The sequence below is a fragment of the Paenibacillus ferrarius genome (assembly GCF_002027705.1).
In the GTDB taxonomy this organism is placed as follows: Bacteria; Bacillota; Bacilli; order Paenibacillales; family NBRC-103111; genus Paenibacillus_E; species Paenibacillus_E ferrarius.
In genome coordinates, this window is record NZ_MBTG01000002.1 from 1 (window position 1) to 23,738 (window position 23,738).

Sequence of the window (23,738 nt, forward strand, 5' to 3'; positions counted from 1 at the left end):
TTTCCTTGAATATCAGCACTTCCTACGGAAAAACCCTCACCGTGCTGCACCCTGTTCATGCCCAAACGAACTTTTCCGTCCTGATCCTGCAATTTTCCGCCAGGAGGCATCGGTAGTCCGAAGTATAAGGGGAAGGTACGATTTAGTGTCACCCATTCAGTCTTGGAGAGGTCCGTACCTTCCGGTAGGGCAAGTAATAGGTTCACACTCCCACTTTCCCCCGCCCTTATCCGTGATGAATAAGGAATCCGTGTAATCGTGTCTCCCTCTTTATTCCAAAAAACCAACTCACCATATACCCAACGCTCATCCGTTCCGTAGCTGATCCTACCAGCGTTCCAAGCTCCCTCTTGAATCACAAGACTTGCCTGGATGAAGGTTTGGTTAGCCAATTTCAAGAGTTTAATTCTATTAACTTTCATCAGATCGCCGTAATCGGGACTGATTGCTGAGTGGAACGGACGCTTGCCATCCCCCTCGTTTCCTTTCAACTCGGGTTGAATCAACCACTGATCACCCAACCATGAGGTTTCAATCTCAAACGCATGCCTTCAGGGGTCAGATTTCTCTCCTGTAAAAACCTTGGTATGCTTCCTTTATTCATATTGGCCGAAAGGGCACATTGGGTACACGCGGCAATAACTCGCCCCTGAAACATTTGAGCTGCTGCAGGAATTTGAGGAGATGCCCAGCATGATCCGGCACAAAGGGGACAAATCGTTAATAGCCCCCTCTTCTCTGACATATCAACATTACTTGCAAGCGGCATAGAAAGAATCATTAGCTCGCCAGGATTATCTTCCGATGAAGCGGGCTTAATTTCTCCCTTGATTCCATTATGGTTAAATCGATATGTACTCAATTAACATCGTCCTTTCCATAAATATCCTCATAATTTAAATGTGTTAATTCTTCAAAGATCGATACTCTCTCAAGAAAAGGTAGAATAAAACAAAATCCCGATGTACAAAAATCCTACAAGGAGAAATTTCTTCTTTTTGGATGACCTTATATTTTTTATCGCGATATGGACAATACACATTTATTGCTGTACCCACTTCATACAATGCGATGATAAGTCAATTGTAGGAAGATGGATCCCGCGCTCGTCTCCAATGAACTGGATACATGGTATGAAAAAACCTCGAAACCTGCCTTTTTGGCAAGTATCGAGGTGCTTGGAATACAATGGCTATTAAATTAAACTGGATTTCTGTAGAAGCTTTCTGAGGAGTGTAGCTACTTCCGCTCTGGAGATTTTCGCTTTAGGGGCTAACTCGTTGGAAGTTCGCCCCGACATCAAGCCGGAAGAGATTCCTTCCGCCATTGCAGTCTTGGCATACGCGCTTACTTCTGCGGCATCCCCGTAGGCTTTTAACAAGTTGTCCAGTTCGCTGGAAGAAGATGCGGCTTTTAAGCCAGTCAGCTTCATAGCTCGAGACAGAATCGTCATCGCTTGCTCCCGAGTCAATGTTTGGTCAGGGGCGAAGACATTGCCTTCATAACCGGAAACCAGTCCGTAGGCAGTCCCTGTCTGAATATAGGAGCTATACCATGCCGAAGGGCTCACGTCACCAAATGAAGAAGCGCCCTTGCTTGGAGAAAGTCCAAGACTTCTAACGACCATAGCTGTAAACTCCGCACGCGTAATGTCTCTCTGCGGCTCGAACATTTGGTTGCCTGTTCCACTAATCACCATACGTGAACCCATATCATGAATGGCATCCTTCGCCCAGTGCGTCTCTGTGTCCTTGAACGTTACCGGATTCCAGATGAGCGAGTAGCTGCTATTGGTCAAACTGTTGATTTGGGCAATGTACTTGCCATTTAGTTGCACGACCTTGGTAGGAACGTGTCGAATAGTGCCGTCTGATTCAACGACGATACCTGTTGTAATCTTCCTAGGGTCCACATTGTCAGGAAGAGCGACGCTTCTTTCAACAAACGAATTGAACTTGCTGATGGCAACGGTTCGGTCTCCGAATGTAGCTGTAATCGTAAAATCTAGGGGAGCGGTAACAACAGAAAACTTTCCTTGCTGGGCGGTGTGTTCCAACATGCTCGCTGTGTTTGCAGAAGCAGGTGAAATTTGAATCTGTAAATTGATCTCTTTCAAATCAATTCCGTTACCGATGCCCGAGGAAACTGCGTCGATGTTCATTTGCGATGCAGGCAGTCGGTAGGCCGCCTTGTCCGTTTGAATGACAATAACCGCATTTTTGGCTTCCATGAGCTTGACTAATTGACCATTTAATACACCAACTGCAACATCAGTTGATTTAAAAGGAATCGTAACGATTGAACCATTGCCTTCCTGCTCAAGCTTCTGATTAAGCTTGGCTGCGTCAACGACAATTGTTGTGACTATCTTATTATTTTCCGTAGTGATGGTGGCAGTTCCAGCGGTTTCCACCTTCCCATTGATGATCACTTCAACTTCTTTTGAAGAAGGAGCTGAAGGAGCAGAAGGTATCGAACCTGATGGTGACTCAGGAGTTTCTGGTTTAGGACCCGGTGCGCTTTGAGGCGTAGCGCTAGCTTCATTCGAAGGGTCGCTGTCTCCGCTAGCATTCACCGCTTTTACTACAAAGTAGTAAACGGTTCCTGGTGTCAGGCCTTTAAGTTCAGCATTGTAACCATTGCCTGTCACTGTGCTATAAACGGCATCACTCACACTGCCGTAGGAACCGGAGATCGTACTCATATAAATTTTGTAGCCCGTTGCACTGTTTACTCCATTCCAACTTAGCTGAATGGTGCCAATTCCAGCCTTTGCTTGCAAGTCCGTAGGTGCGCCTGGCGCATTAACCTTAGGGGTGACGCTCAGCTCATTGGATAGTGGGCTGCCCCCTGCCTCATTCGCTGCTTGGACCTTGAAATAATATTTTGTATCGTTTGTAAGCCCGATAATTTCATACTTGTAAACAGAACCGGAAACTGTCGCAATTGGTGCAAGGTAGGAGTCTGATTCTGTGCTTCCAAAAATGTTATAGATCGTTGCTCCCTTGACCGGAGACCAATCCAAGGTAACAGATGCGTCTCCTGCCGATGCAGACTGCAAGTTCGGTGCCGGAGGCGCTACAAGATGAGGAACGGCATTCACTTCAATGGAAACTGGACCATCACCTACATAATTGGAGGCCAGCACTTGAAAGTAATAGGTAGTCCCGTTGACCAAATTGAAAGCTTCATAGACCGTTTTGGTCACAGTTACTGGTGAACTTGAGTACTCGCCGGACAATGTACTCATGTATACTTTGTAGCTGGTGGCTCCGGGCACAGCGTCCCAGCGAACTATCGCTTCCCCATCCGCCGGTTGTGCTTGCAAATTCACAGGAACTCCTGGAATTGCCGAGGGAATCGTGAAATCGTCGCTGTACATTTCCACGTCGCCTACCAAGAACTTCATTTTTCCTTTTCCATAGGACACTAGCGTACTGGTTAAGTCCGTGTATGTTACGACACCGGCTACAGCTGCCTTCGTTGCCGTTCCGCCAATGGTCCAAGAACCTGTGTCTGCTTCGGCAACCGCCTTCACATTAGCAGCTGCAGAGGGCCCTGTTTTCGTGATATTGCCATACTTGTCCTTCAGCGTCACTTTCGGCTGCGTTGCGAACAATTGTCCACTAGTGCTGCCGGGTACAGGCTGAGTGGTAATCACTATACTAGCTGCCTTACCTGCATTAAGGGTTTGTGACACCGTTGAATTTCTGTATCCCGTTGCGGTGACCACCAAATCGCCAGAATCCGGTGTTTTCAGCTCAGAAACGCCTGCCCCTGTTTTCAACGTAATGACACCGCTGCTTATGGTATAATCCGTACCTTTGGCGAGTGTCTTGTTCCGATAGCTCACCCTGGTAATAGCCCCTTCAAACACGGAATCCGGTGTGAATGTTACTTCAAGGTCGTGATCAACGTCGTTGTCAGTCGTGTCTGCAACGAGTGTCACGATCGGCAGATCAGGCAGTGTAAACTGGTTGGAAGTAACCCCAGTTAATCCGCTGCCACTAAATCGAAGCGTAGCATTTCCGCCAGAAAGGGTCGTAGCTGTCAAATCCGTGAAGACGGCTTCTCCCGCTACGGCCGCCACTGAAGTCGTTCCGCCTAACGTCCAGTTTCCTGTTCCCGTTCCCTTGGAAGCTGTAATCGTGGTAGTCGCAGAAGCTCCCGATGTGACGATATTGCCATATGCATCCTTAAGCTGCACCTTCGGTTGTGTGGCAAAGGCATTGCCGCTAGCCGAACCTAGGACGGGTTGAGTCGATATAGCCAATGAGGTAGCCGTGTCGGCAACCGGCGTTATCGTCGCCGAACCGCTAAATCCGTCCGCGGAGAAGGTCAGATTCTGCTGTCCTGCCTTATTCAATATGATTGCAACGGTCGCAGTTCCTTTAGTAAAGTCGATGTTTCCCGACGCGCTTCCCGATGTCATGGCTGTTCCATTAAATTTGCCATAGCTTTTATCAGGTGCAGCGCTAACACCAGATAGCGTAACGCTCTTGGAACCCGAGAAAGTGGTGTCCGTATTGCCAAAAATATCTTTCATCGTCAACGTCACGTTGAAGGAAGCTCCGGCAGCCGGTGCTGTCGTCGACGGGGAGACATTCAATACGTCATCTTCACCAAGAACTGGTTCAGCGGAATTCGTACCAGACCCATCGTTGTACTGCCCCCAGCCCCACAACTTGCCGTCATTGGTTACGGCAATGACGTTGTTCATACCCGTACTGACTTGCTTGATGTTCGATAAAGCCGTTCCCGTTTTGGTAATGACTTTAGCAGGTGTGGATCTCATTTTTGAATTAATTCCTTGACCAAGACTTCCAGCCCAGTTACTTCCCCACGACCAAACCTCACCTGTATTATCCACTGCGAAAACCAAGGTATAACCGGAGTCAATGGAGACGATCTTTGGCAGTCCGGCGACTATCGCAGGGACGGGATTTGATCTCGTGTAGTCCTGATCTACTGTAGAGGTAGTTCCATTCCCCAATTGACCATGGCTGTCGTACCCCCACGCGTAAACCTTTCCATCTGAAGTCAAAGCATACGTATTATATGTTGGGCCATGTGCAGCAATTTCCGCTATATTGGTTAGTTGAGTACTGGCTAGCCGAGTGATCGCTTTTATCGTCTGAGGATTTCTGGCTGGTTGCGTCAATTGAGCGTAATAGTTGAGTCCCCAGCCCCATACCGTTCCATCGGTTTTTAGCACGGTGGAATAAGAATTTCCTGCAGTGATGGATTTCACATTTGTTATGCCGCTTACTTGGATAGGCATATTCTGATTCACCGTCGCATTATTGCCAAGTTGACCGTTATCATTGTTTCCCCAAGCCCATAACGTTCCATCGGATTTCAGAGCCAAATTATGACTATCGCCAGCTACAATAGCTTTAACATTACTTAAACCACTCACTTGTACCGGTGCTGCCTTCGTAGTTGTCGAGCCATTGCCGAGTTGCCCCTTGTCATTTAAGCCCCAGGTCCATACGGTTCCGTCGTTTTTCAAAGCAACAGAATGATTCGCTCCGGCGGAAATCGCCTTCACATTACTCAATCCATTGACTCGTTTAATCATTTTCACATAATTCGAATCGATTGTCCCGTTGCCGAGCTGCCCGGTACCGTTATAGCCAATGGACCACACAGTCCCATCATCTTGCAGTGCCAAAGCATGGCTCGATCCTGCTGATACGCTGGTAAACTTGATCGGCCCTCCTGCACCTGCTTGTACTACAGAAGTTCCATTGCCTAATCCCATGAGGGCCAGCAATAGGATCATGCCTAGCAGTACTCGAGTTATCCTAATACTTGTCCTTTGTCCCATAGTTTCCTCTCCTAATCTGACATTTTTTTTAAACACGTCTTTATACTAGCAGAGGGTTCTCACAAAATTCTCACAAGATGTCTGACTTTTGTCGATTTTCGCCGTTCATCATCAATCCTTAGCTCAATCACAAGTTGCTTAAGTCCATATATTCTCCCATAGCGTTTGATATAATTATTATACGGTTTTAACTAAATGACCATAATATGAATCTTTATACCCTATTATCCCTGCATGCTCAGCGATATCATTAGCAAGCTGACGGTTTACCTACGTATCTTTCGCCCACCAAAACCCGGCATTCCAAGCGTATGTGAAATTACTTTGATTTAGTTTTTTTAGAATTTCATCGCATGGTTTACGAGGAAATTTCACCTCTACTCTATTCTTGTTATAATCCAGAATCCATTTGCCTTGCCCCACGTTTTTCATTATTATTCAGCTCCTTCAAACTTAAGTTAAGAGGAGGAAGGCTTTGCCTTCTCCCCTACCGCCAGTGCGACGTTTACACCACCTCTTGTTTACCCCAGCGAATTTAAATCTTACCTTCCTCATCTCTTTCTTTACTCATGAGCATGTCGAGTAGGTTTAAGAGCCAGAACAGGGAAGCAAGCTTCGGGAGGAAGGTTTCCATTTCCGAAAGCTTCTTAGAGAAACCATTCAAAGCCCTTCCACCCCGCCGGGTTGCAAAGCAAAAAAACACAATGGAACAGGATAGGTTTCCTCCTGGTCGCTTGTGCTTTTAATAGGTGGCGGATGCTGTGGCCAAATTTACTCGCGTTGAAATCTCACTAGTTATTCAATCGATTTATGAGTTTACCGTATTGTACATACTATCATTTGAGCATCTCAGCTATTGTTTTTGCTCCAAAGTCCTTCAGGTCAGTTAATCAGCTGATATCGAATACGCGAGAGATGATCGTTGCAAACTCGGCACGTGTGAATTTGCCGTCAGGATGGAACTTCCCATCACCATATCCATGGATTACTAGCAGTTTTACCGAACGTACCATTACATTAACACTATCGCTATTGAATACATCAACCGTTGGTATCACTGTTTGCGTTATACTGCCCGCCGACGTATCACCCGACCATGGTCGTCTGCATTACATCCTCCCAATTTACAGTTACCGTATACGTATTGCCAGTACCGTCTGGTGCCGTGATCCTAATTTGAATCAGGTTTGCGCCCACCTGTAAGTTGTTGCCCAGCGAGCTGCCAAGGCTACTGTATTATTTATTCTTAATCTGTATTAATTTCTGTGAGATATATTTGTATAACTTCATCAAATTTCAGGTTGTTTTTTCTTCAATCTCTCAACTAATACTTGGTTTTTAGCACTCCTCATCGGGCGTAGCAAAAACTATATGGTTGTTTTCATAAGTAATCATGAATTCTTTAATGAACTAGCCAAGTTACGAATTGATTGTCTATGTTTGTCTTGAATATGTTTTACTTCACTTTCGACATCCTTAGCGTACCTTTTTGAACCCATTCGATCGTGAACACGGTAAAAAGTAAGATCCTCATGTATATATGAAAATTCATAATGAGGTAGCATTCTTAACCACATATCATAGTCATGAGCATACGGAAGCTTTTCGTCAAAATATCCAATGCTCGAGAAAACATCATTCTTTATTAAAACTGTAGAACCATTAATAACACAGCCCTTTATTAAGGTATCCACCAAATATTTCTTTTCTGGAAAATTCATGCCGTTGAGCCTACTTGTAACTTGATTTTCCGAATCAATAATTGCATATGAGGTGTGGCAGAACCGACCACTTCTCTGCTGTAACAGTGAAATTTGTTTAGATATCTTTTCTGAATGAATAAAATCATCTGAACTTAACCACGAGACATAATCACCGTTTGCTTTTTTAATTCCTGCATTCAAGGCTGTGGCGGTACCACCGTTTTCTTTCTCAATATATTTTATTTTATTTAAATAGGGTTTCAAAAGATCTGTATGTTGTGTTGATCCATCATTAACTAGAACAACCTCAATACTTGCGTACGTCTGATGAAGTGCGCTCAGTATTGCTTGCTCTACATACGGACAATTGTAAAAGGGAATTACAACTGATACTAGTGGTTGCAAAGCACTCCACTCCTTTACAACTAGTTTGCGTTGATAATATTACTAATTAGCTTCCAGTAAATATATTTTGGAAAGTAGTCCTACTATCCGTCCATGCCACTATTATATTATCTGGAAGTAAAAAGGCTACCGATATATAGGTTCCAATTGTCGGACTAGTTGGATTATTAGGATCAAAGCTCATGTCTGAGACCCGATGGTTAGCAAAAGTTAAACCCCCATCAGTTGATATCGCTAACCAAACATCGAGAAGACTGGAATTTAAACGATTAGTATAGTATGCAACAGCTATTTTTCCCGTTATAGGCGATACAGCAACCGAAGGAAAAAAGTTTTGGGAACCTGTTGCTCCATTATCTACTTGAAGAGGTGCTGACCAAGTTACACCATTATCAGTGGACCTTGATAACAATATATGAGATGCACCCGTTCTGTAATCGTGCCATACCGCATAAATGTTACCTGTGTTTGTACCTGATGAGGTATCGCCCGCTAGATTAGGATATGTTGGAACAATAAAATTGCTTGGGCTAGGGAGATGATCCGGAACCAAGTTAATTGTTAGATTGGAACTTAAAGAAACATCTTGAAAAGATATACCCCCGTCAGTAGAACGGCTAATCTTGAATGATAAGCTTGGGGTAAATTGTATCCATCCAATAAATATTTCTCCGGATAAACCAACTGTGACTGCACTTCCTTGAATTGCCGTTTTAGCTTGCGACAATCGTACTGGTGGTAAGAAGGTATGACCTTTATCAAGCGATTTTTGAAAAAAGACTGCTGTTCCCGTTAAATTTTGCCCAAATTGTCGAGTGTATGTTACATAAACTTGACCGAGATATGGGCTTCCTCCAGCTTTATCGACAACTACATATGGTTTGTTATTTGCTACCCTCGATCCATAACCGCGATTCACTAAAATTGCAGGATCAAAAACTATAGTCGTCGATGTAGTTGTTTCTGAACGGTAAACAAAAATAGATTCATCATCTAAACCATTAAATGCTTGAGCTACAATTATAGCTAGATTAGGGTACCCATAATCTGATATACAGTTAGCCAAACCAGTAAACCCCGTTGGAAGGGTAAGAGGTATTTGATTGGTATAAGTAACTCCACCATCGAGAGAACGAGCAACTGAAATGGAATTTGAAACTGCATCATCCGATGCAACAATGATATCTTGCACGTTCAGAAAGTTCACGGAAATCGTAGGTTGATTTTGTGATGAACCGGTTGGTGATACCCTTGAATTTGCCATTTGCAAACCCCTTTCAATAATTATGGTCCGATGAAAATGTCTTGACGCCCATTTCTTGTATCAGTCCAAACTGCAACATTTTGGGATGGAGGAATTATTGCATTTCCTAAATAATCTCCTATAAATGTAGACACGGGGTTATTTGGATCAAAACTCAAATTAGTTACTCTAGAATTATTAAAGGTCCCACCCCCATTAGTAGAAACTGCTGCGTATACATCTAATAGGTTGGAATTATTCCGATTCGAGTAATAGACAATCTGGATATCTCCTGTATCACTTGAGACCGAGATAAATGGGAAAAAGTTCTGCGAACCTGTGGAGCCATTATCCACTTTCGTCGGTGATGACCATGTAACAGCTCTATCGATTGAAATTGACAATAATATATTTGAAGAACCAAATCGAGTATCTTGCCATACTGCATACACATTACCGCTGTACAAAGATGTTGAAATATCAGCTGCTAGAAACGATACCGTTAGTGCTCTAAATTGAAAAGGAGGTATTACTGGATCGGCTGTAGGTAAATGAGGATAAAATATGACATTTGATACCAATACTTCAGTTGAAAATGTTTGCCCGCCATCAATGGACTTTACAACACGAAATCCTTGGGGGTTATTATTTGAATCTTCTTGTATCCATCCGGCGTAGATCTCTCCAACTGGGCCAATAGTAAGGCTTGAATAATTAGACGAAGAATGAGGTTTGGTTAACTTTACTGGATAAGACCATGTTTGGCCATTATCATTTGAACGATGGAAATGTACTTGCCAAAGAACAGGAGAGTTATTTAATTGTCTTGTATACGCAATATAGGTATTTCCCAAATATGGACTACCACCTGATTTATCAGTGACTAAGAAAGGTTTATCATCAGTGACATTAATACCGTAACCTTGGTTTACTAAAATAGGAGCGCTGAAACTCGATCCTCCATTTACGGAGCGATAAACTGCAATGGATTCATCCTTAGCATCAAATGAAGCACTGGTATTAAATACATGTGAAACAACTAAAAATGTATTCGGATATATGTAATCTACAATCGGATCACCTGCTCCATTGTATCCCGAGGGGTAAGGGAGTACTGTACTTGTGAATGAAATTCCCCCATCTTGAGACAAAGAAACGACAATTCTGCTGTCACTTCCGTTAGAAGAATTTATAAATGCTACTATTATGTTTTGGGGATTCAATAAATTAACTGCAATGCTTGGTTCACTATTAACAATCCCTAATGTAGAGACCTGCCGGTTTGACAAATATAGCCACCTCACACATTTTGTTTAAAGTATTTTGAAGAGTATATTTTGTCATAAGAAATAAGAACCTAAACTTTCGGACATTGAAGGTAAATGATATCGGAGTTTTTCCTTTGCATTATTGTCTATTTTCTTTACGGACAGTTCCGTTTTGATTTGAGCTTGACTGATCAGTACATAACCATACATCCTCGCAATAGAAAAACGCTTTTAAAACATTTTAAAACGTTTTTATTTCAAACCTTCTTCTTCCCAGCTTAGAAGGACCTGGACGGATTTCTCTAATACCTCTCTAGAAGCTAATAACGTTTGTCATTCATTAGTTTTACACTTCACTAATAGGTGTATCTCCTTCTTTCTCACTACCGTTGTTTTATTGTTGTTTAGCAGGCTTATTTGAGTGAAATATGATCTCCTTCATCTAACATTACTTTCTGCGCATATTAGTAATCAAAAGAAAAAACGACATCTATGTCCTCTCGTCTAAGGTGTTAACTATTTTGTTTGTACCTATTCTTGACCATTTTCTCCGATTTCAGCTGTGAACATTGTCCAAGGGATATGAGCGACGTCCTGCTAATTCTCATCGGCGCTAAGGCCATAGATGGCCGGAACCAGCATTAATGTACGTACTATTTCCATTTGGGGCACCTCAAAGATCGCGATGTTCTCACGGGTGCGCTTCTATGTCTCCATCAGACCAGGTTCTCCTCATAGAGAAGCTTGTTTTTAGCCACGTACACGAATTTATCAAACGCCGAAAGGATCTCTTTCAACGATGTTGCCTCACTTTCCGGGTCGATTCTGCTTACCGTATTAAACTCTACGATCAACCTTTCTGAAAAATTTATAAGGACTCTTCCTTGATATGCTGGATAATGCTAACAATACCTTAAAAAACAAGGAGTTTCTTTTGGATTGCTATGTTTAATTATTTTGAATCTAGCCGCCTATGAAGTCCTGAACTATCCAAGCTGTGCTAATCCGCATCGTAAAGATCGAGTGGGAGGGTTCTGTTATGTGCAGTCGGGATCCAATAAATACGACTGACAAGCGCAAATTACCCACTCCTTGTTCTTAAGGCGGGAAATTAGGATTCGCTTATTTTCATTACCCTCGCTTTTAGAAATCGCGTGTCCCGCTCGAGCTTAACACTGCTACCGGTCTAGACTACGTTCCCTAGACGTTTAAATAATCCCCCCCACATATTATTATGGTTTTTTGGAAATTATTCACTTTTTTTAAAAAAAGGCATAAAGTAAATTATGGAATCTCTAAGGATTGAGGTGCAGTATTGGATACCATTCTAGTTGATATTTTTTGTCCAATTTGCAAAAACATAAAATCAAAAGTGAAAGAATATACTCTCGAGGATCTTCACTATCTTCTTCCACAAGTTAACAAGTACACTGTTTCCATTTGTGGGGAATGTGAAGAACGGATAATTAATAGTATTAAAAAACATTTAAATACAGAAGACTGAGATTACAGATCTATTTTGTATATTAAACTTCAAAATAGTAAAGTTCTAGTATTCATTGAGCTACAGAAAGTGATCCATAGCAACGCGCTATGGATCTAAATTTAATATATTTACCACTTGTTACCCGATCCTCCACAACGCCACAGCGAGAACGATTCTTTGTGCTCGAACAGGTTACCTTCTGCGTCAATCAACTCGACGGCTCTGTCACCCGAAGCGATCCGTTATCGTTCACTTTAATTGTCACTTTGTTTTCGTCTACCATGAGTTTGCCTCCTGTGAGATAGTTAATACAAGTATCTCCAGGGATCGAGGAAAAAAGACGAGCCACCATCTCTGAACTATCTGGAGTTTACCGCTAATATTAATACAATAAATGTTGAATATTTAACAATTTGATATAATATCCCATGACCCAAATATGCTTCAGCTAATTGAGACAACATTGTATTTAGAAGTTTAACGGGAAGGAAATACCTCTAACATATAAATGGTAAGCAAGCCCAGTAGCGTAATGCCCGTTATGACTCTTAGAGCAATATACGTTTTTATGGCACTCTTTCGACGAGACTCTCGAAATAATGGAACTGCATTGGAGATCGTTTCGATTCCCGTCAAAACCGAACATGCTGAACTTAAAGCCTTCAAAAGCAGTAATGTTGTCAAACCTTGAGGAAATGTTCCAATTGGCGGGGGCGTATTTTAAATAAAACCATGATGCATTTAGTCAAAAATGCCGATCATTATTAAAAATAGCGTACAACCCATGAACAAAAAAGTTGGTCCAGCGAAAACAGCAACCGATTCTGATATTCCCTCATAAATTTACTATGACAACCAAGAACACGCAAAATATAGCCACAATAGTTGCGGATACAGAAACGGCAACAGTAAGCACCTAGTCAACAAATAACGGGTATTCGGATTTTGTGGTGGAATGAGCGATGTCAATGATCCATATTCACCATGAAATGGTAAATGCTAAAAAACGGGACAAGAAGGAGGAATTGAATGTACGGTACAAGTATAGTCTACTAGAGAATTAAAATCCGGTTGAAATGTTTTAATTATGATTGTGACAAGATGCCGGAACATACTTAGGGGTACCGCCAACATTCTAACGAAAATATACCTAAGCCCTGAATCGCGTCTGACTTGGCGTTTCTCCTTTCTCTTAGCTTGGTCACCCGACAAACTGAATTAGACTGACTCATAAAGAAGCAGTGACGGACTAGGAATTCGAAAGACCTAGACTTTCGCTGCTTTTATTGACTAACGCCGTGGAAGTTTAGAGTGACTCGGATAAAACTCTGATCGCTTGAGACTGTTAAGTCGGGTCCAGCACAGCATCATTATCGGCCGCCGGAATCTGCTCTGTTGCCAGCATCAATAAGAGCAGACCGAGAGTGCGAATAATATTCATGAAATGGATTGTAAAATACGAACGATCTCTTTTTCAATATCGGAATCGTCAACAGAATCCAGATATTCAGGTCTAATCACTTGATACCGTTTCATTTTATAAAATTCCATAACTGCTTGTTTCAAGGTGAGATCATACCACTGAATACTAAATGTCGGTTCCATGATGCGCCGCAGCGTAGCATCATCTTGAACCAAAGACAGCATAGCGTGTATTCTGTTGAAAATCTTCTTATCCATCCCGCTTTCAAAAAATGTTTGTAAATTTTTATTCCGATTTTGTTGGGCAACGACAAGAGTTTCAAAAAGCCGCGGATAGTATTCCTTGAGGTCTTGCAGGAACAAATCGGAGAAATAAATAACACATATCAACGATTGCAGAGACGTTTTTTGAAAACGCTCAATAAAAGAGACGGAATCATCATTTACAACGGCATCAGCCTGCTGCAAATAGTTAATTCCATACTCTACAACCTGCTCGATGATTTCATCTTTCGATGAAAAATGCTTATAAAGCGTCACTTTGCTAATATCCATATGTTTGGCGATATCGTCTATTTTCAGTTGGCTGAATCTGGTTTTTCTAATTACAGGTTTGATTTTATTAATATAATGTTCTGCGCTCACGGGTTTTCTCACGATTGAAGCCTCCTTTGATGCTCATCACTAATATTATAATACAATCGTTGTTATCACAAACGATAATTATAAAAATTATTAAATTAACTATTTTAATAATATTAGTTTATTTATTTATCCCCTTGTTATATAATAGGTCCTGTAACTAATATCCAAATTACGGATTATACAGAGGAGGCAAAATTAAAATGGAACATTCCAGTATGGGCAAGTACGCTGGTAAGAAAGTCGTAATCACGGGAGGCAGCAGCGGGTTCGGCTTCACAACCGCGAAGTTGCTGGCGGATGAAGGTGCGCGCGTTCTGATCACCGGGCGTACCCAAGCTACGCTCGACTCGGCTCGTGAACAACTTGGCAATAACGCGGTCGCAGTGCTAAGCGATGCCGCTTCTCTCAAGGATATCGACGCGTTGGCCGACAGGGTGAAGGCAGAGTTCGGAAAGATCGATGCCCTGTTCGTTAACGCTGGCGTCACGCGCTTCGCCCCTTTTGAGGCGGTGACGGAGGATGTGTACGATGAGTTACTTACAATCAACGCCAAGGGTCCGTACTTCACCGTGCAGAAACTCGCCCCGTTGCTGAGCGAAGGAAGCGGCGTGGTGCTCACCACCTCTGTCGTGAACGTGTTGGGGATCCCGATGATCAGTGCATACGCGGCCAGTAAAGCAGCGCTGCGCTCCATGACTCGCAGTATGGCCCGCGAGCTGTTGCCGCGGAAGATTCGCGTCAACGCGGTCAGCCCTGGCCCCATCGACACAGGCATCTTGGAGAAGTCGATGCCGAAGGATGCAGCCGAACAAACTAAGGCGCAGATGAGCCAGGAGAATCCGATGCTGCGTGTAGGCGACCCCCTCGAGGTTGCTAAAGCAGTCGCATTTCTTGCGTTCGACGCCACTTTCACCACCGGGGCTGAGTTCCCTGTGGACGGAGGCGGCTCTCAGATCTAAGTTACGGTGATTAACAGCTGCAGTAGCTTCGAGCTGCAGCGAGAGTACGTGGGCCCATTGAGGCTACCGCCCACCTGATGCTTTTCGGAACCGACTGGCCGCTAACATTGTGAGTTACCTACACGAATAATACTGATAAGTATAATAAAACAAATTGAGGCCCATCACCTCTTTTGTTCAGGGGGTGGGCCTCTTTTGTATTCCCGGTTCACTACCGAAGGTTTAACGTTTATTTTCGTTATAATGTTAGGTTTACTATTAAAGACATGCTTCACACTGGAAACAGAATCTCATATTTCCACCACAAAATCCGAAAAGCCCAAATAACAAAAAGCGGGGTCAGCATCTCATGACAGAGGGCTCAAAATCAGCTCGACTTGAGGGTTTTGTTTCTAAGGTATTCATTTTCTTCATTGTTACTCCTTACCCTTCCATCTCCATGCTCATCATAAGCCTCTTTGGGAATATAATGTTTGGCTTCTTTATTTGATAAATTAACAATTAAATATCCCTGATAATCAAGTCTGTACAGCAGATATTTTATACCATTTACCTCCACCTAACTGAAGAGAAACGGGACGAAGTTTCTATATATTGTGTCGATAGTATTATGGATTGAGTTAAACACCCTTTAACGTAATGGAGTCTACCGTTTGTGCCGGCAGCCTCGAATTGAGCTATAGTTCAGCATTTGTTCAATGAGGTCACGCAAGAGTTGCCTCCCATAGTCTCTCTGTTTTAGTTAATATCCCTTCATCAAAATGTTTTGATAGCGTTCTAAGTTCTTTATGTTTTTTTCTACAATTTCAACTCTCCCACGTTTTTCTAATGCTTCAATGGTCTTTGTAGTGGTTTTTATTAGTAGCTCATACTTTTGTTTATCTAATTCAGAAAAACCAATAATGGACTGCCACCCTTACACGTTAGACATGGAGGTTCTTCGGCATAAGGACAATTTCCATTGATTCGTGCATTGCACGTTCCATATGGATTGTCTATCGCATTTAATTTTTGATCTTGCCACAATGTTTATAAAATATCCGTTGGAATATCTTCATTAGGTTTTATTTCTTGAATAATAATTACCACAGATAACCCTATTGAAGGTGAGTTATAATTCAGCAGGTATAGCTCCAACTCGACTAGTCCCATTAGCCTTTTAAGATAACTATCAAAGTGTAATTAAAATAATCTTAAAAGATTCTCTAAAAATTCTATTAGCCGTCATCGTTCAAGTTGATGTGCAAAGAAAAGCAGTGTCATCCAATTATGGAATCTCTGCTTTTCTCTCATTTTGGAGCTATTTATTTACGCATGCCTCTCGTCCAAAAAATTGGTATGGTAATTACAAATAATGCATGCTCAAAATTCCAATATATCCTATAGTAGGACTATATGATATAATTCAAGCAGACGAAAACGAGCGATGGAGAGATGATTTCGGCGTAGCTTCCCCTTTTTAAAGGGAGGTGATGATCGCCCTGTTCGATCCCATGACGCTGCAAGATAATATAAAATTGATGTCAGCCATAATAACCCTTTTTTTGGAATTACTTAAACTCTACACATTGCTGAAAAGAAAAATAAAAAGGAAAAAACCACGGAAATAAGGTTCCTACGCCATCCCATGGTCTTAACGCAACTGCGCCGTGAGTAGTAAGCCCACTCGCTCAATCGTATTTCGTCCGACCGTTTATGTGTTGGTAGCACGTAAATGGTCTTTTTTTACAAAAATATACAATATTCAATAATGTATATTTTTGTTGCGTATGCACTCCATACGTAGTAATCATCTGTATACAATTTTACCACAAAATGACGTCAATATGTCAATATATATATTTACTTTTATAACGTAGTAATATCCAACTATAACACAACAGTTATGATTTCAGAGTTTGAAAACATGTACCTTCATTTGTCGGTCCATGCAATTCACTCCCTGAGATGATTCTAAAATAATAAAAGAACCCGCACAGATCAATCTGAAGCGGCTTCTTTTATTATTTTACTTATTCGGACATATTGTCTTACTTTAATTATACCTAAGAATAAATTGCAGTTTTTAGAAATTAGCTTCAAACAGATTCTTCTCTATCTTATCCGCCAATATACACAAAAAAACAACCTCTGTTTGAGATTGTTTGAGTAATACTATCAAATCTATATCCCTCTAAGTAGCAACATCTCAATCGTTTTACTTATAAAATAAAAGCCACCACGATCCCAAGGAATGTTGCTGTAAATGGATTAAGAGTTATCGGTCAGGCTATAGAAAAAAATCTATTCATTTGGCCACAGGCTCAGATATAAGTATGTTTTCCGAATAGGGAAGTGCATAGTTAAACCACATGAGACACGTTAAGCTATGAGCCCAACAATTACTTCTACGTCTTGAGAAATTTCTCAATAAGAATAGTTGAATGATCTAGCCAAGCATCCTTATCAGGTTGATCTACGTCCTGAAAATCCGAAAGCATTAGCATATTCATCTCTTCATCTAATCAACAAATAAAACGATAATATTTCAAAAAAATTAAATTTTGCATCTTATACATCATGTCCAACATAGTTTTTCATTTAAAATCACGTCACTTCGTAATCTTCGATCCACACCTTCTCATACAACGTCCATAACCGCTTAGAATAATATTAACAAAAGCAGATTCAACTTTTAGAGCTATCACTCTGGGGCAATGCGTAATTACCAATTAAACCCAATCAATAAAGTTGCTAGAGAATATGATATTACATCTAATTCCACTTCTTTTTCGATAAGAGAACTATGTTGGAAAGTATACTGATAATTGTCATTGAAGGAGGTGCTAACTATTTCCCACAAAAAAATATCCATTAAAAAGTCAGTAAAAAAACAATCATCAAAAAAGAATAATTGTGCAAAAAAATGTTTTTTCATTATATGCTCAAAAAAAAGATCAAGTCTTGTACGAAAAAAGTGCCCAAGCCGTCAAAAACGAAAAAAAACAGGACTTCCATGTGACCAACCAAACAATATAATAACCCTTCATCAACCGGTCCAAGTTTCTTCTAATCAATTAGACATAAGAAATCTCACGCCGAAATCGGACAAAGTGGAGATCTTCGGAAATGATGGAAACGAAGTAAGGGCTGTTCGAACTGACCCTAACGGACGTTTGGAAGTTGTTGTCTCACCAACAAACAACACTCTTTTTATAGAGGAATCCTTTTTAAACTTAAAAGTAACGGAACATTTGCTCGCTCTTCCTGTTCAAAATACGTCAACGATCACCATGAACTCCTATGCAGTAATAAATAGGGGGGAGGTGCCTGCCATAGTTTGTGCGGAAATCAGTCCAAATTCAGTCGATTTTATCAAAGACTGTGAAGACATAGTTCCTCCGAAATCGATGAAAGTATTTGTATTAAACAGGTTTTTGAAGTGGACTCGCTTGATATTAGCCACAGATACAACTTGTGGTCAAGGTCCTACAGAAGTAGATGTTTATTTTCAAGCTCAAACAACAATAAATTAACTTGACTGAAAGGAATGATGAAATTGCCAAACTATAGTGTTTTTCAATCGGATCCGGATAATCTGCGAACATTAATATTCGGCCGAGACTCAGCAGGAGCTGCTCAGGCTATCGCCACAGATTCAAGCGGAAACATCACAAGTATTATTCTCGATGGAACGATTACAAACGTGCTTGGCGCTACAATCACTGCAGGTACACTGAGTTCCGCCGGTACTGTAACTAATATCCTCAACGGTACGATCACTAGCGTGCTTGGAGCTACAATCACTGCAGGTACACTGAGTTCCGCCGGTACTGTAACTAATATCCTCAACGGTACGATCACTAGCGTACTTGGCGCTACGATTACTGCTGGTACATTGAGCTCTGCTGGTACGGTCACTAATATCCTCAACGGTACCATCGATAGCGTGCTTGGTGCTACGATTACTGCTGGTACATTGAGCTCTGCTGGTACGGTCACTAATATCCTCAACGGTACCATTGATAGCATACTTGGCGCTACAATTACTGCTGGTACATTGAGCTCAGCCGGTACGGTCACTAATATCCTCAACGGTACCATTGATAGCGTACTTGGCGCTACAATTACTGCTGGTACATTGAGCTCAGCCGGTACGGTTACTAATATCCTCAACGGTACCATTGATAGCATACTTGGCGCTACAATTACTGCTGGTACATTGAGCTCAGCCGGTACGGTCACTAATATCCTCAACGGTACGATCACTAGCGTGCTTGGCGCTACGATTACTGCTGGTACATTGAGCTCAGCCGGTACGGTCACTAATATCCTCAACGGTACCATTGATAGCATACTTGGCGCTACAATTACTGCTGGTACATTGAGCTCAGCCGGTACGGTTACTAATATCCTCAACGGTACCATTGATAGCGTGCTTGGTGCTACGATTACTGCTGGTACATTGAGCTCCGCTGGTACAGTTACTAATATCCTCAACGGTACCATTGATAGTGTACTTGGTGCTACAATTACTGCTGGTACATTGAGTTCTGCCGGTACAGTTACTAATATCCTCAACGGTACCATTGATAGTGTACTTGGTGCTACAATTACTGCTGGCACATTGAGCTCAGCCGGTACAGTTACTAATATCCTCAACGGTACCATTGACAGCGTGCTTGGTGCTACGATTACTGCCGGTACACTCAGCAGCGTAACTTCCATCTCGCAAAAGAGCTTCGTTGAACAAGCTACGACCGGGATCACAAGCGATGATGCATTTACACCATTACCTGCGGTAACAACAAGCGTACTCGGCGTTTATTCCTTCTTTGTCTTTAACAGCGGTGCGAACTCCGTCGATACCCAAGTTCAAATCAGTGCCGATGGATCGAACTATTATGTCGATACAAACGGTAGCAACCCGCTGGCGGCTGGCTCCATTGACGTGCTTGTCCCTACCAGATTCCTAAAATACACACGTTTAGCCTACCGCTCAACTGCCACAGGACTGCCATCAACCATCAATGTTATTCTGAATGCCCAGGGAACATAACAGCTTTAATAACAATATAATATATGAAAACCTTTATGCTGCTGTAAAGGAAAATCCAAAAAGAGTACATGGTTCTCCATGTACTCTTCCTTTAGTAAGGAGAAGATGAAGTTGAGCACAGTCGGCATCCACATCATCATGAAGGATGAATCAGAATGGCTGCGTCAATGTCTGGAAAGCGTTAAAGATGCAGAGGAAATCATTGTCATCGACACCGGATCTCAAGATTCATCCATCCGCATAGCAAAATCTTACGGGGCAAAAGTATTTTTTTCTAGATGGGAAGATGATTTCTCAACCCCTCGGAATCAAGCATTGCAAATTGCCACTACCGACTGGGTTTTTTATCTGGATGCAGACGAAATCTTACTTTCCGGCTTGGCAGCAATCAAAGAACAAATAGACAGCTCCGACTCAGAAGCGTTCACGGTGATACTAGAGAATTTAATTGGCACAAGCCTTCAGGATCATCTTCTGCATAGATCCATAAGACTATTCCGTAACAATCCCAACTACCGTTTCCAAGGAATCATTCATGAAGACATAGGTACCTCGATTGTAAAATTGCATCCCTCTTCTTCTATCAAAGATTCGGAAATCCGAATCAGACATTTCGGATATATGCCCGAAAACATTCGAAAAAAAGATAAAATCGCCCGTAATGAAAGACTTCTGCAAAAAGCACTACAAACCGAACCCGCTAATCCTTATTATTCCTACAATTTGGGCATCACTTTTTGTCAGTCCGGAAAGCTCAATGAGGCCAAAGATGCTATGATCCAAGCTTTAATGTTAGCGAGAGATGATGCTCCTTACCGGGCTACTCTTGTAAAAGATTTAAGTAAAATTTTACTGGAACTTCGAGAAATCAAACAGGTCGAATTGCTGCTCCTTAAGGAAACCGAACGTTATGAAGATTACCCCGATCTCCATTATATACTTGGCCAATCTTTTCAAATTCAAGGGTTATGGGAACAGGCTTATGAACAATTTCGGAAAGCTTCAACCTTACAAAACAATAAATATGTGACTGAAGCAGGAGCAAGCAGCTTTCTTGTATTTTATAAAATGGGAGAAATCACACAAAATTTAGGAAGCCTTGAAGAGTCAGCTCGTTTATTCAATCAGACATTGCAGCATCATTCAACTTATGCTCCGGCTTTACTCGGCATTTCGGAGGTTTTTCATGAATTGGATGTGCCATGGCATGAAATCGCCGCTTTATTAAAGGTAAAAGTTCATCCTTCCATCCCATCTGAGCATTATTTGCTATTGGATACACTTGTTCAGGTAGGTGCATTTGAAGAGGCAATTGCTATAACACCTATTTCCTACTTAACTGATTCGCTTTTTTTAAAAAATTATTGCCTCGCCCTGATCCACCTCGGTCATCTAAAAGAAGCAGATCATTTATTGCAAAATTATATAAAGGAGCACCCAGTTTCACTCGAACTTGAAATCTTGCTTCAATGGAGAGCAATTTGCAATTGGCAGCTTGATGAATCACTTCAAACTGACTTCTTTGCTTCATTGCCGGAGCATCTGATAACGCTGTATCAACCTATCAATGAATTTCTCTCAACAGGGCATATGTCAACCGAATTCGATAACAATTCTTTGTCGGAACTTGCTACCTCAATCACTCGACAATCCATTGTTCTAGGACAAATGCAACTCATCGATAAGCTTTATAAACTTACTGGACAGTTTAAACTGGAACTAACTAAAATGCTATACGGTTATGGGTACATTTTAACTGCTGCAGAACATCTCATTTCCTTGTCCATTGTGAATCAATTAGATGACGAAGGCTTATTTGATCTGGGAGAAATTCTTTTTGATAAAGGACATTACCTGAAGGCAGCTGAAATGTTCGAAAGCATACTGCTGGCGGAGCGGACATATGAGAAAGCTAAAACCGCGGCCGCCATCTGTTATCTTCATCTTGCAGAAGCCAGTCTTTCCGATGCCTTATCTGTGGCACCAGGCGCTCCTTCTTTCAAGGAGGACTTGCAGCAAATTCGCTCCAGTATTCGCTTGTTAAACAGAACTGGTTGGCATACGCAATGGTATGGAAGGCAAAGGAGGATTTTCGATGGCCAAAAATACGATTTCGCTATGCATGATCGTAAAGAATGAGGAGGCACATATGCACAGATGTTTGGATAGCATTAAAAACACAGTAGACGAAATTATCATCGTAGATACCGGTTCGACGGACAACACTGTCCAAATTGCAAAATCCTATAGAGCCAAAGTAATTACAATACCATGGAAATCCGATTTTGCTTCTGCCAGAAATGCCGGCCTATCTCTGGCGTCGGGATCCTGGATTTTAATTCTGGATGCAGATGAGGAATTAGATGAAAAAAATAGGAAGGAGCTCAAGATTTGTGCGGAACATCATGAGTTCGATGGTTTTTTCTTACAAATTTATAATCATAGCGGAAACACTATCAACTCTCCTGTATCTACGATTAATCCGATATTAAGAATGTTTCGCAATCATCCCCATCATCGCTTCCGAGGAAAAATTCATGAACAAATCGCTTATTCAATTGTTGAACGAAATCCAAACCCCGCTTTGCATATAACGAATATCGTTATTCACCATTATGGATATGAAGAACAACTTGTTATTCAAAAAGATAAAATTCGCAGGAATCTTGACCTTTTAATACAATCGCTTCAGGAGGAACCCAATGATCCGTTTCACCATTATAATATTGCTGTAGAGCATATGCGGGTAAACAACCATGAGTCAGCGCTGCCCTATCTGCAAACCTCGTTGTCTTTAGTTAACCATGAAGTTAGTTATACGCACTTGCTTTATAAGTACAAAGCTCGCTGCTTGTTTGCTTTAGGCCACAACCTTGAAGCCATTCAAGCTTGTGAAAGCGGAATTCGATTATTTCCGGATTATCCGGATTTATTTCATATAAAAGCGGTAATTCACTCGAGTATAGGCGATAAAACGTTAGCCAGAGACGCTTTCCTTCAAGCTATACAGATAGGAACAGCACCTATGCAATATCATACGGACTCCGGTATTGGAACTTTTCTATCAACCTATGGTTTAGGGCAAGTTCATGAAGAAATAGGAGAAGACAATAATGCCATTCACTGGTATGCGGAAACGATCAGGCATAACTCCCAGATGTCCAGACCTCTGCAAAGAATATTCCGGATTCTGAAGTGCACAGGTTCCGAGTCAATGATTCCTGCTCTTTTATCCGAAAGATTTTCTATTAAAGCTCCGGAAGCTGTATTAAAGGTTGTCAATCTGTTAATTGAGGAATCCTGTTACACTGCAGCACTTTCTCTCTTAACGAGGTTGGACGACGAGACCTACCGGCAGGTGAGAGATGAAAAAATAAAGATATGCCAATTGTTATCAGGTCAAAAACACAAAAATATATGGTATTGGATCGGATTGGATGAGCCGGTACTTGAGAGAAGTTATATGGAAGGTAATGATTACGACCAGTTTGAACTTGCTGTCAAATCTGCTTACTACAATGACCATCAAGGTAAGGCTCTCGAACTGCTCAGAAATTGGCAACCTCCCATAGTGACGGATTCAAAAGCCGTTCAGGATGAAGGGTACCGGAGAAGCCGAATATGGACGGCTCTGGCCAATGCCAAAATTGGGGTGCCTGATAAGCAATCTCCACATTACAAGATACTTCGTTTGGCCAAACAAAGTCTACCTCTGTCCAGAGGCTACTAAGGAGAACAA

General features: G+C 41.8%; 15 protein-coding genes and 1 pseudogene. 5 read left to right on the forward strand and 11 right to left on the reverse strand.

Translation table 11 applies throughout. The features are described from left to right. From BC351_RS02835 to BC351_RS02870, 10 genes are all read right to left on the reverse strand, one after another. Positions 1-506, reverse strand: a 506-nt coding sequence (locus BC351_RS02835; protein WP_144028255.1) for a hypothetical protein, incomplete at its 3' end; no start/stop codon positions are given. Further along, positions 503-862: a hypothetical protein gene (locus BC351_RS02840; RefSeq protein ID WP_079409207.1), complete on the reverse strand. Its 360-nt coding sequence runs from the start codon at positions 860-862 to the stop codon at positions 503-505. The genes BC351_RS02840 and BC351_RS02835, both read right to left, overlap by 4 nt. Positions 863-1,195: 333 nt before the next feature. Next, positions 1,196-5,830: an RCC1 domain-containing protein gene (locus BC351_RS02845; RefSeq protein ID WP_079409208.1), complete on the reverse strand. Its 4,635-nt coding sequence runs from the start codon at positions 5,828-5,830 to the stop codon at positions 1,196-1,198. A 270-nt stretch (positions 5,831-6,100) separates the two neighbouring features. Next, positions 6,101-6,262: a hypothetical protein gene (locus tag BC351_RS42050; protein WP_158081963.1), complete on the reverse strand. Its 162-nt coding sequence runs from the start codon at positions 6,260-6,262 to the stop codon at positions 6,101-6,103. A gap of 458 nt (positions 6,263-6,720) precedes the next feature. After that, entirely contained in the window at positions 6,721-6,843 is a 123-nt protein-coding gene (locus BC351_RS02850; protein ID WP_079409209.1) for an S-layer homology domain-containing protein, read from the reverse strand. Between the two features lie 73 nt (positions 6,844-6,916). Further along, positions 6,917-7,027, reverse strand: coding sequence for a hypothetical protein (locus tag BC351_RS44240; RefSeq protein WP_425270898.1), 111 nt, complete (start codon positions 7,025-7,027; stop codon positions 6,917-6,919). A gap of 194 nt (positions 7,028-7,221) precedes the next feature. Then, complete coding sequence (locus BC351_RS02855) at positions 7,222-7,938, reverse strand: glycosyltransferase (RefSeq protein ID WP_079409210.1); 717 nt, start codon at positions 7,936-7,938, stop codon at positions 7,222-7,224. A gap of 46 nt (positions 7,939-7,984) precedes the next feature. Then, positions 7,985-9,202, reverse strand: a complete 1,218-nt coding sequence (locus BC351_RS02860) for a sialidase family protein (RefSeq protein ID WP_079409211.1) — start codon at positions 9,200-9,202, stop codon at positions 7,985-7,987. Positions 9,203-9,222: 20 nt separating this feature from the next. After that, the gene (locus tag BC351_RS02865) at positions 9,223-10,470 is read right to left on the reverse strand and encodes a sialidase family protein (RefSeq protein ID WP_079409212.1); all 1,248 of its coding nucleotides are present in this window, start codon (positions 10,468-10,470) and stop codon (positions 9,223-9,225) included. A gap of 2,902 nt (positions 10,471-13,372) precedes the next feature. Then, positions 13,373-14,014 (reverse strand): TetR/AcrR family transcriptional regulator, encoded by a 642-nt coding sequence (locus BC351_RS02870; RefSeq protein ID WP_079409213.1) that lies wholly within the window; start codon positions 14,012-14,014, stop codon positions 13,373-13,375. Between the two features lie 188 nt (positions 14,015-14,202). Between BC351_RS02870 and BC351_RS02875 the strand changes: the two genes are divergently transcribed. After that, positions 14,203-14,961, forward strand: coding sequence for an SDR family oxidoreductase (locus BC351_RS02875; RefSeq protein ID WP_208629558.1), 759 nt, complete (start codon positions 14,203-14,205; stop codon positions 14,959-14,961). A 742-nt stretch (positions 14,962-15,703) separates the two neighbouring features. Here BC351_RS02875 and BC351_RS43180 read toward each other — a convergent pair. Then, positions 15,704-16,038 (reverse strand): annotated as a pseudogene (locus BC351_RS43180) (tyrosine-type recombinase/integrase); the annotation flags it as partial. Between the two features lie 1,730 nt (positions 16,039-17,768). On the opposite strand from BC351_RS43180, the gene BC351_RS02885 reads away from it, so the two are divergent. From BC351_RS02885 to BC351_RS02905, 4 genes are all read left to right on the forward strand, one after another. After that, entirely contained in the window at positions 17,769-18,476 is a 708-nt protein-coding gene (locus BC351_RS02885; protein WP_144028256.1) for a DUF6385 domain-containing protein, read from the forward strand. Positions 18,477-18,499: 23 nt separating this feature from the next. Further along, positions 18,500-19,999 (forward strand): DUF6385 domain-containing protein, encoded by a 1,500-nt coding sequence (locus BC351_RS43185; RefSeq protein ID WP_244208869.1) that lies wholly within the window; start codon positions 18,500-18,502, stop codon positions 19,997-19,999. A gap of 111 nt (positions 20,000-20,110) precedes the next feature. Next, entirely contained in the window at positions 20,111-22,138 is a 2,028-nt protein-coding gene (locus BC351_RS02900) for a TPR domain-containing glycosyltransferase (RefSeq protein ID WP_158081964.1), read from the forward strand. Next, positions 22,095-23,729 carry a glycosyltransferase gene (locus BC351_RS02905; RefSeq protein WP_158081965.1) on the forward strand — a complete coding sequence of 545 codons (1,635 nt, stop codon included), beginning with the start codon at positions 22,095-22,097 and terminating at the stop codon, positions 23,727-23,729. The genes BC351_RS02900 and BC351_RS02905 overlap by 44 nt, the downstream gene beginning before the upstream one ends. The last annotated feature ends 9 nt before the right edge of the window (positions 23,730-23,738 follow it).

Bases quoted from the DNA above. Each gene is read 5' to 3' on its own strand.
- BC351_RS02845 (WP_079409208.1), bottom strand. From the start codon at position 5,830: ATGGGACAAAGGACAAGTATTAGGATAACTCGAGTACTGCTAGGCATG.
- BC351_RS42050 (WP_158081963.1), bottom strand. From the start codon at position 6,262: ATGAAAAACGTGGGGCAAGGCAAATGGATTCTGGATTATAACAAGAAT.
- BC351_RS02850 (WP_079409209.1), bottom strand. From the start codon at position 6,843: ATGGTACGTTCGGTAAAACTGCTAGTAATCCATGGATATGGTGATGGG.
- BC351_RS02860 (WP_079409211.1), bottom strand. From the start codon at position 9,202: ATGGCAAATTCAAGGGTATCACCAACCGGTTCATCACAAAATCAACCT.
- BC351_RS02875 (WP_208629558.1), top strand. From the start codon at position 14,203: ATGGAACATTCCAGTATGGGCAAGTACGCTGGTAAGAAAGTCGTAATC.
- BC351_RS02905 (WP_158081965.1), top strand. From the start codon at position 22,095: ATGGCCAAAAATACGATTTCGCTATGCATGATCGTAAAGAATGAGGAG.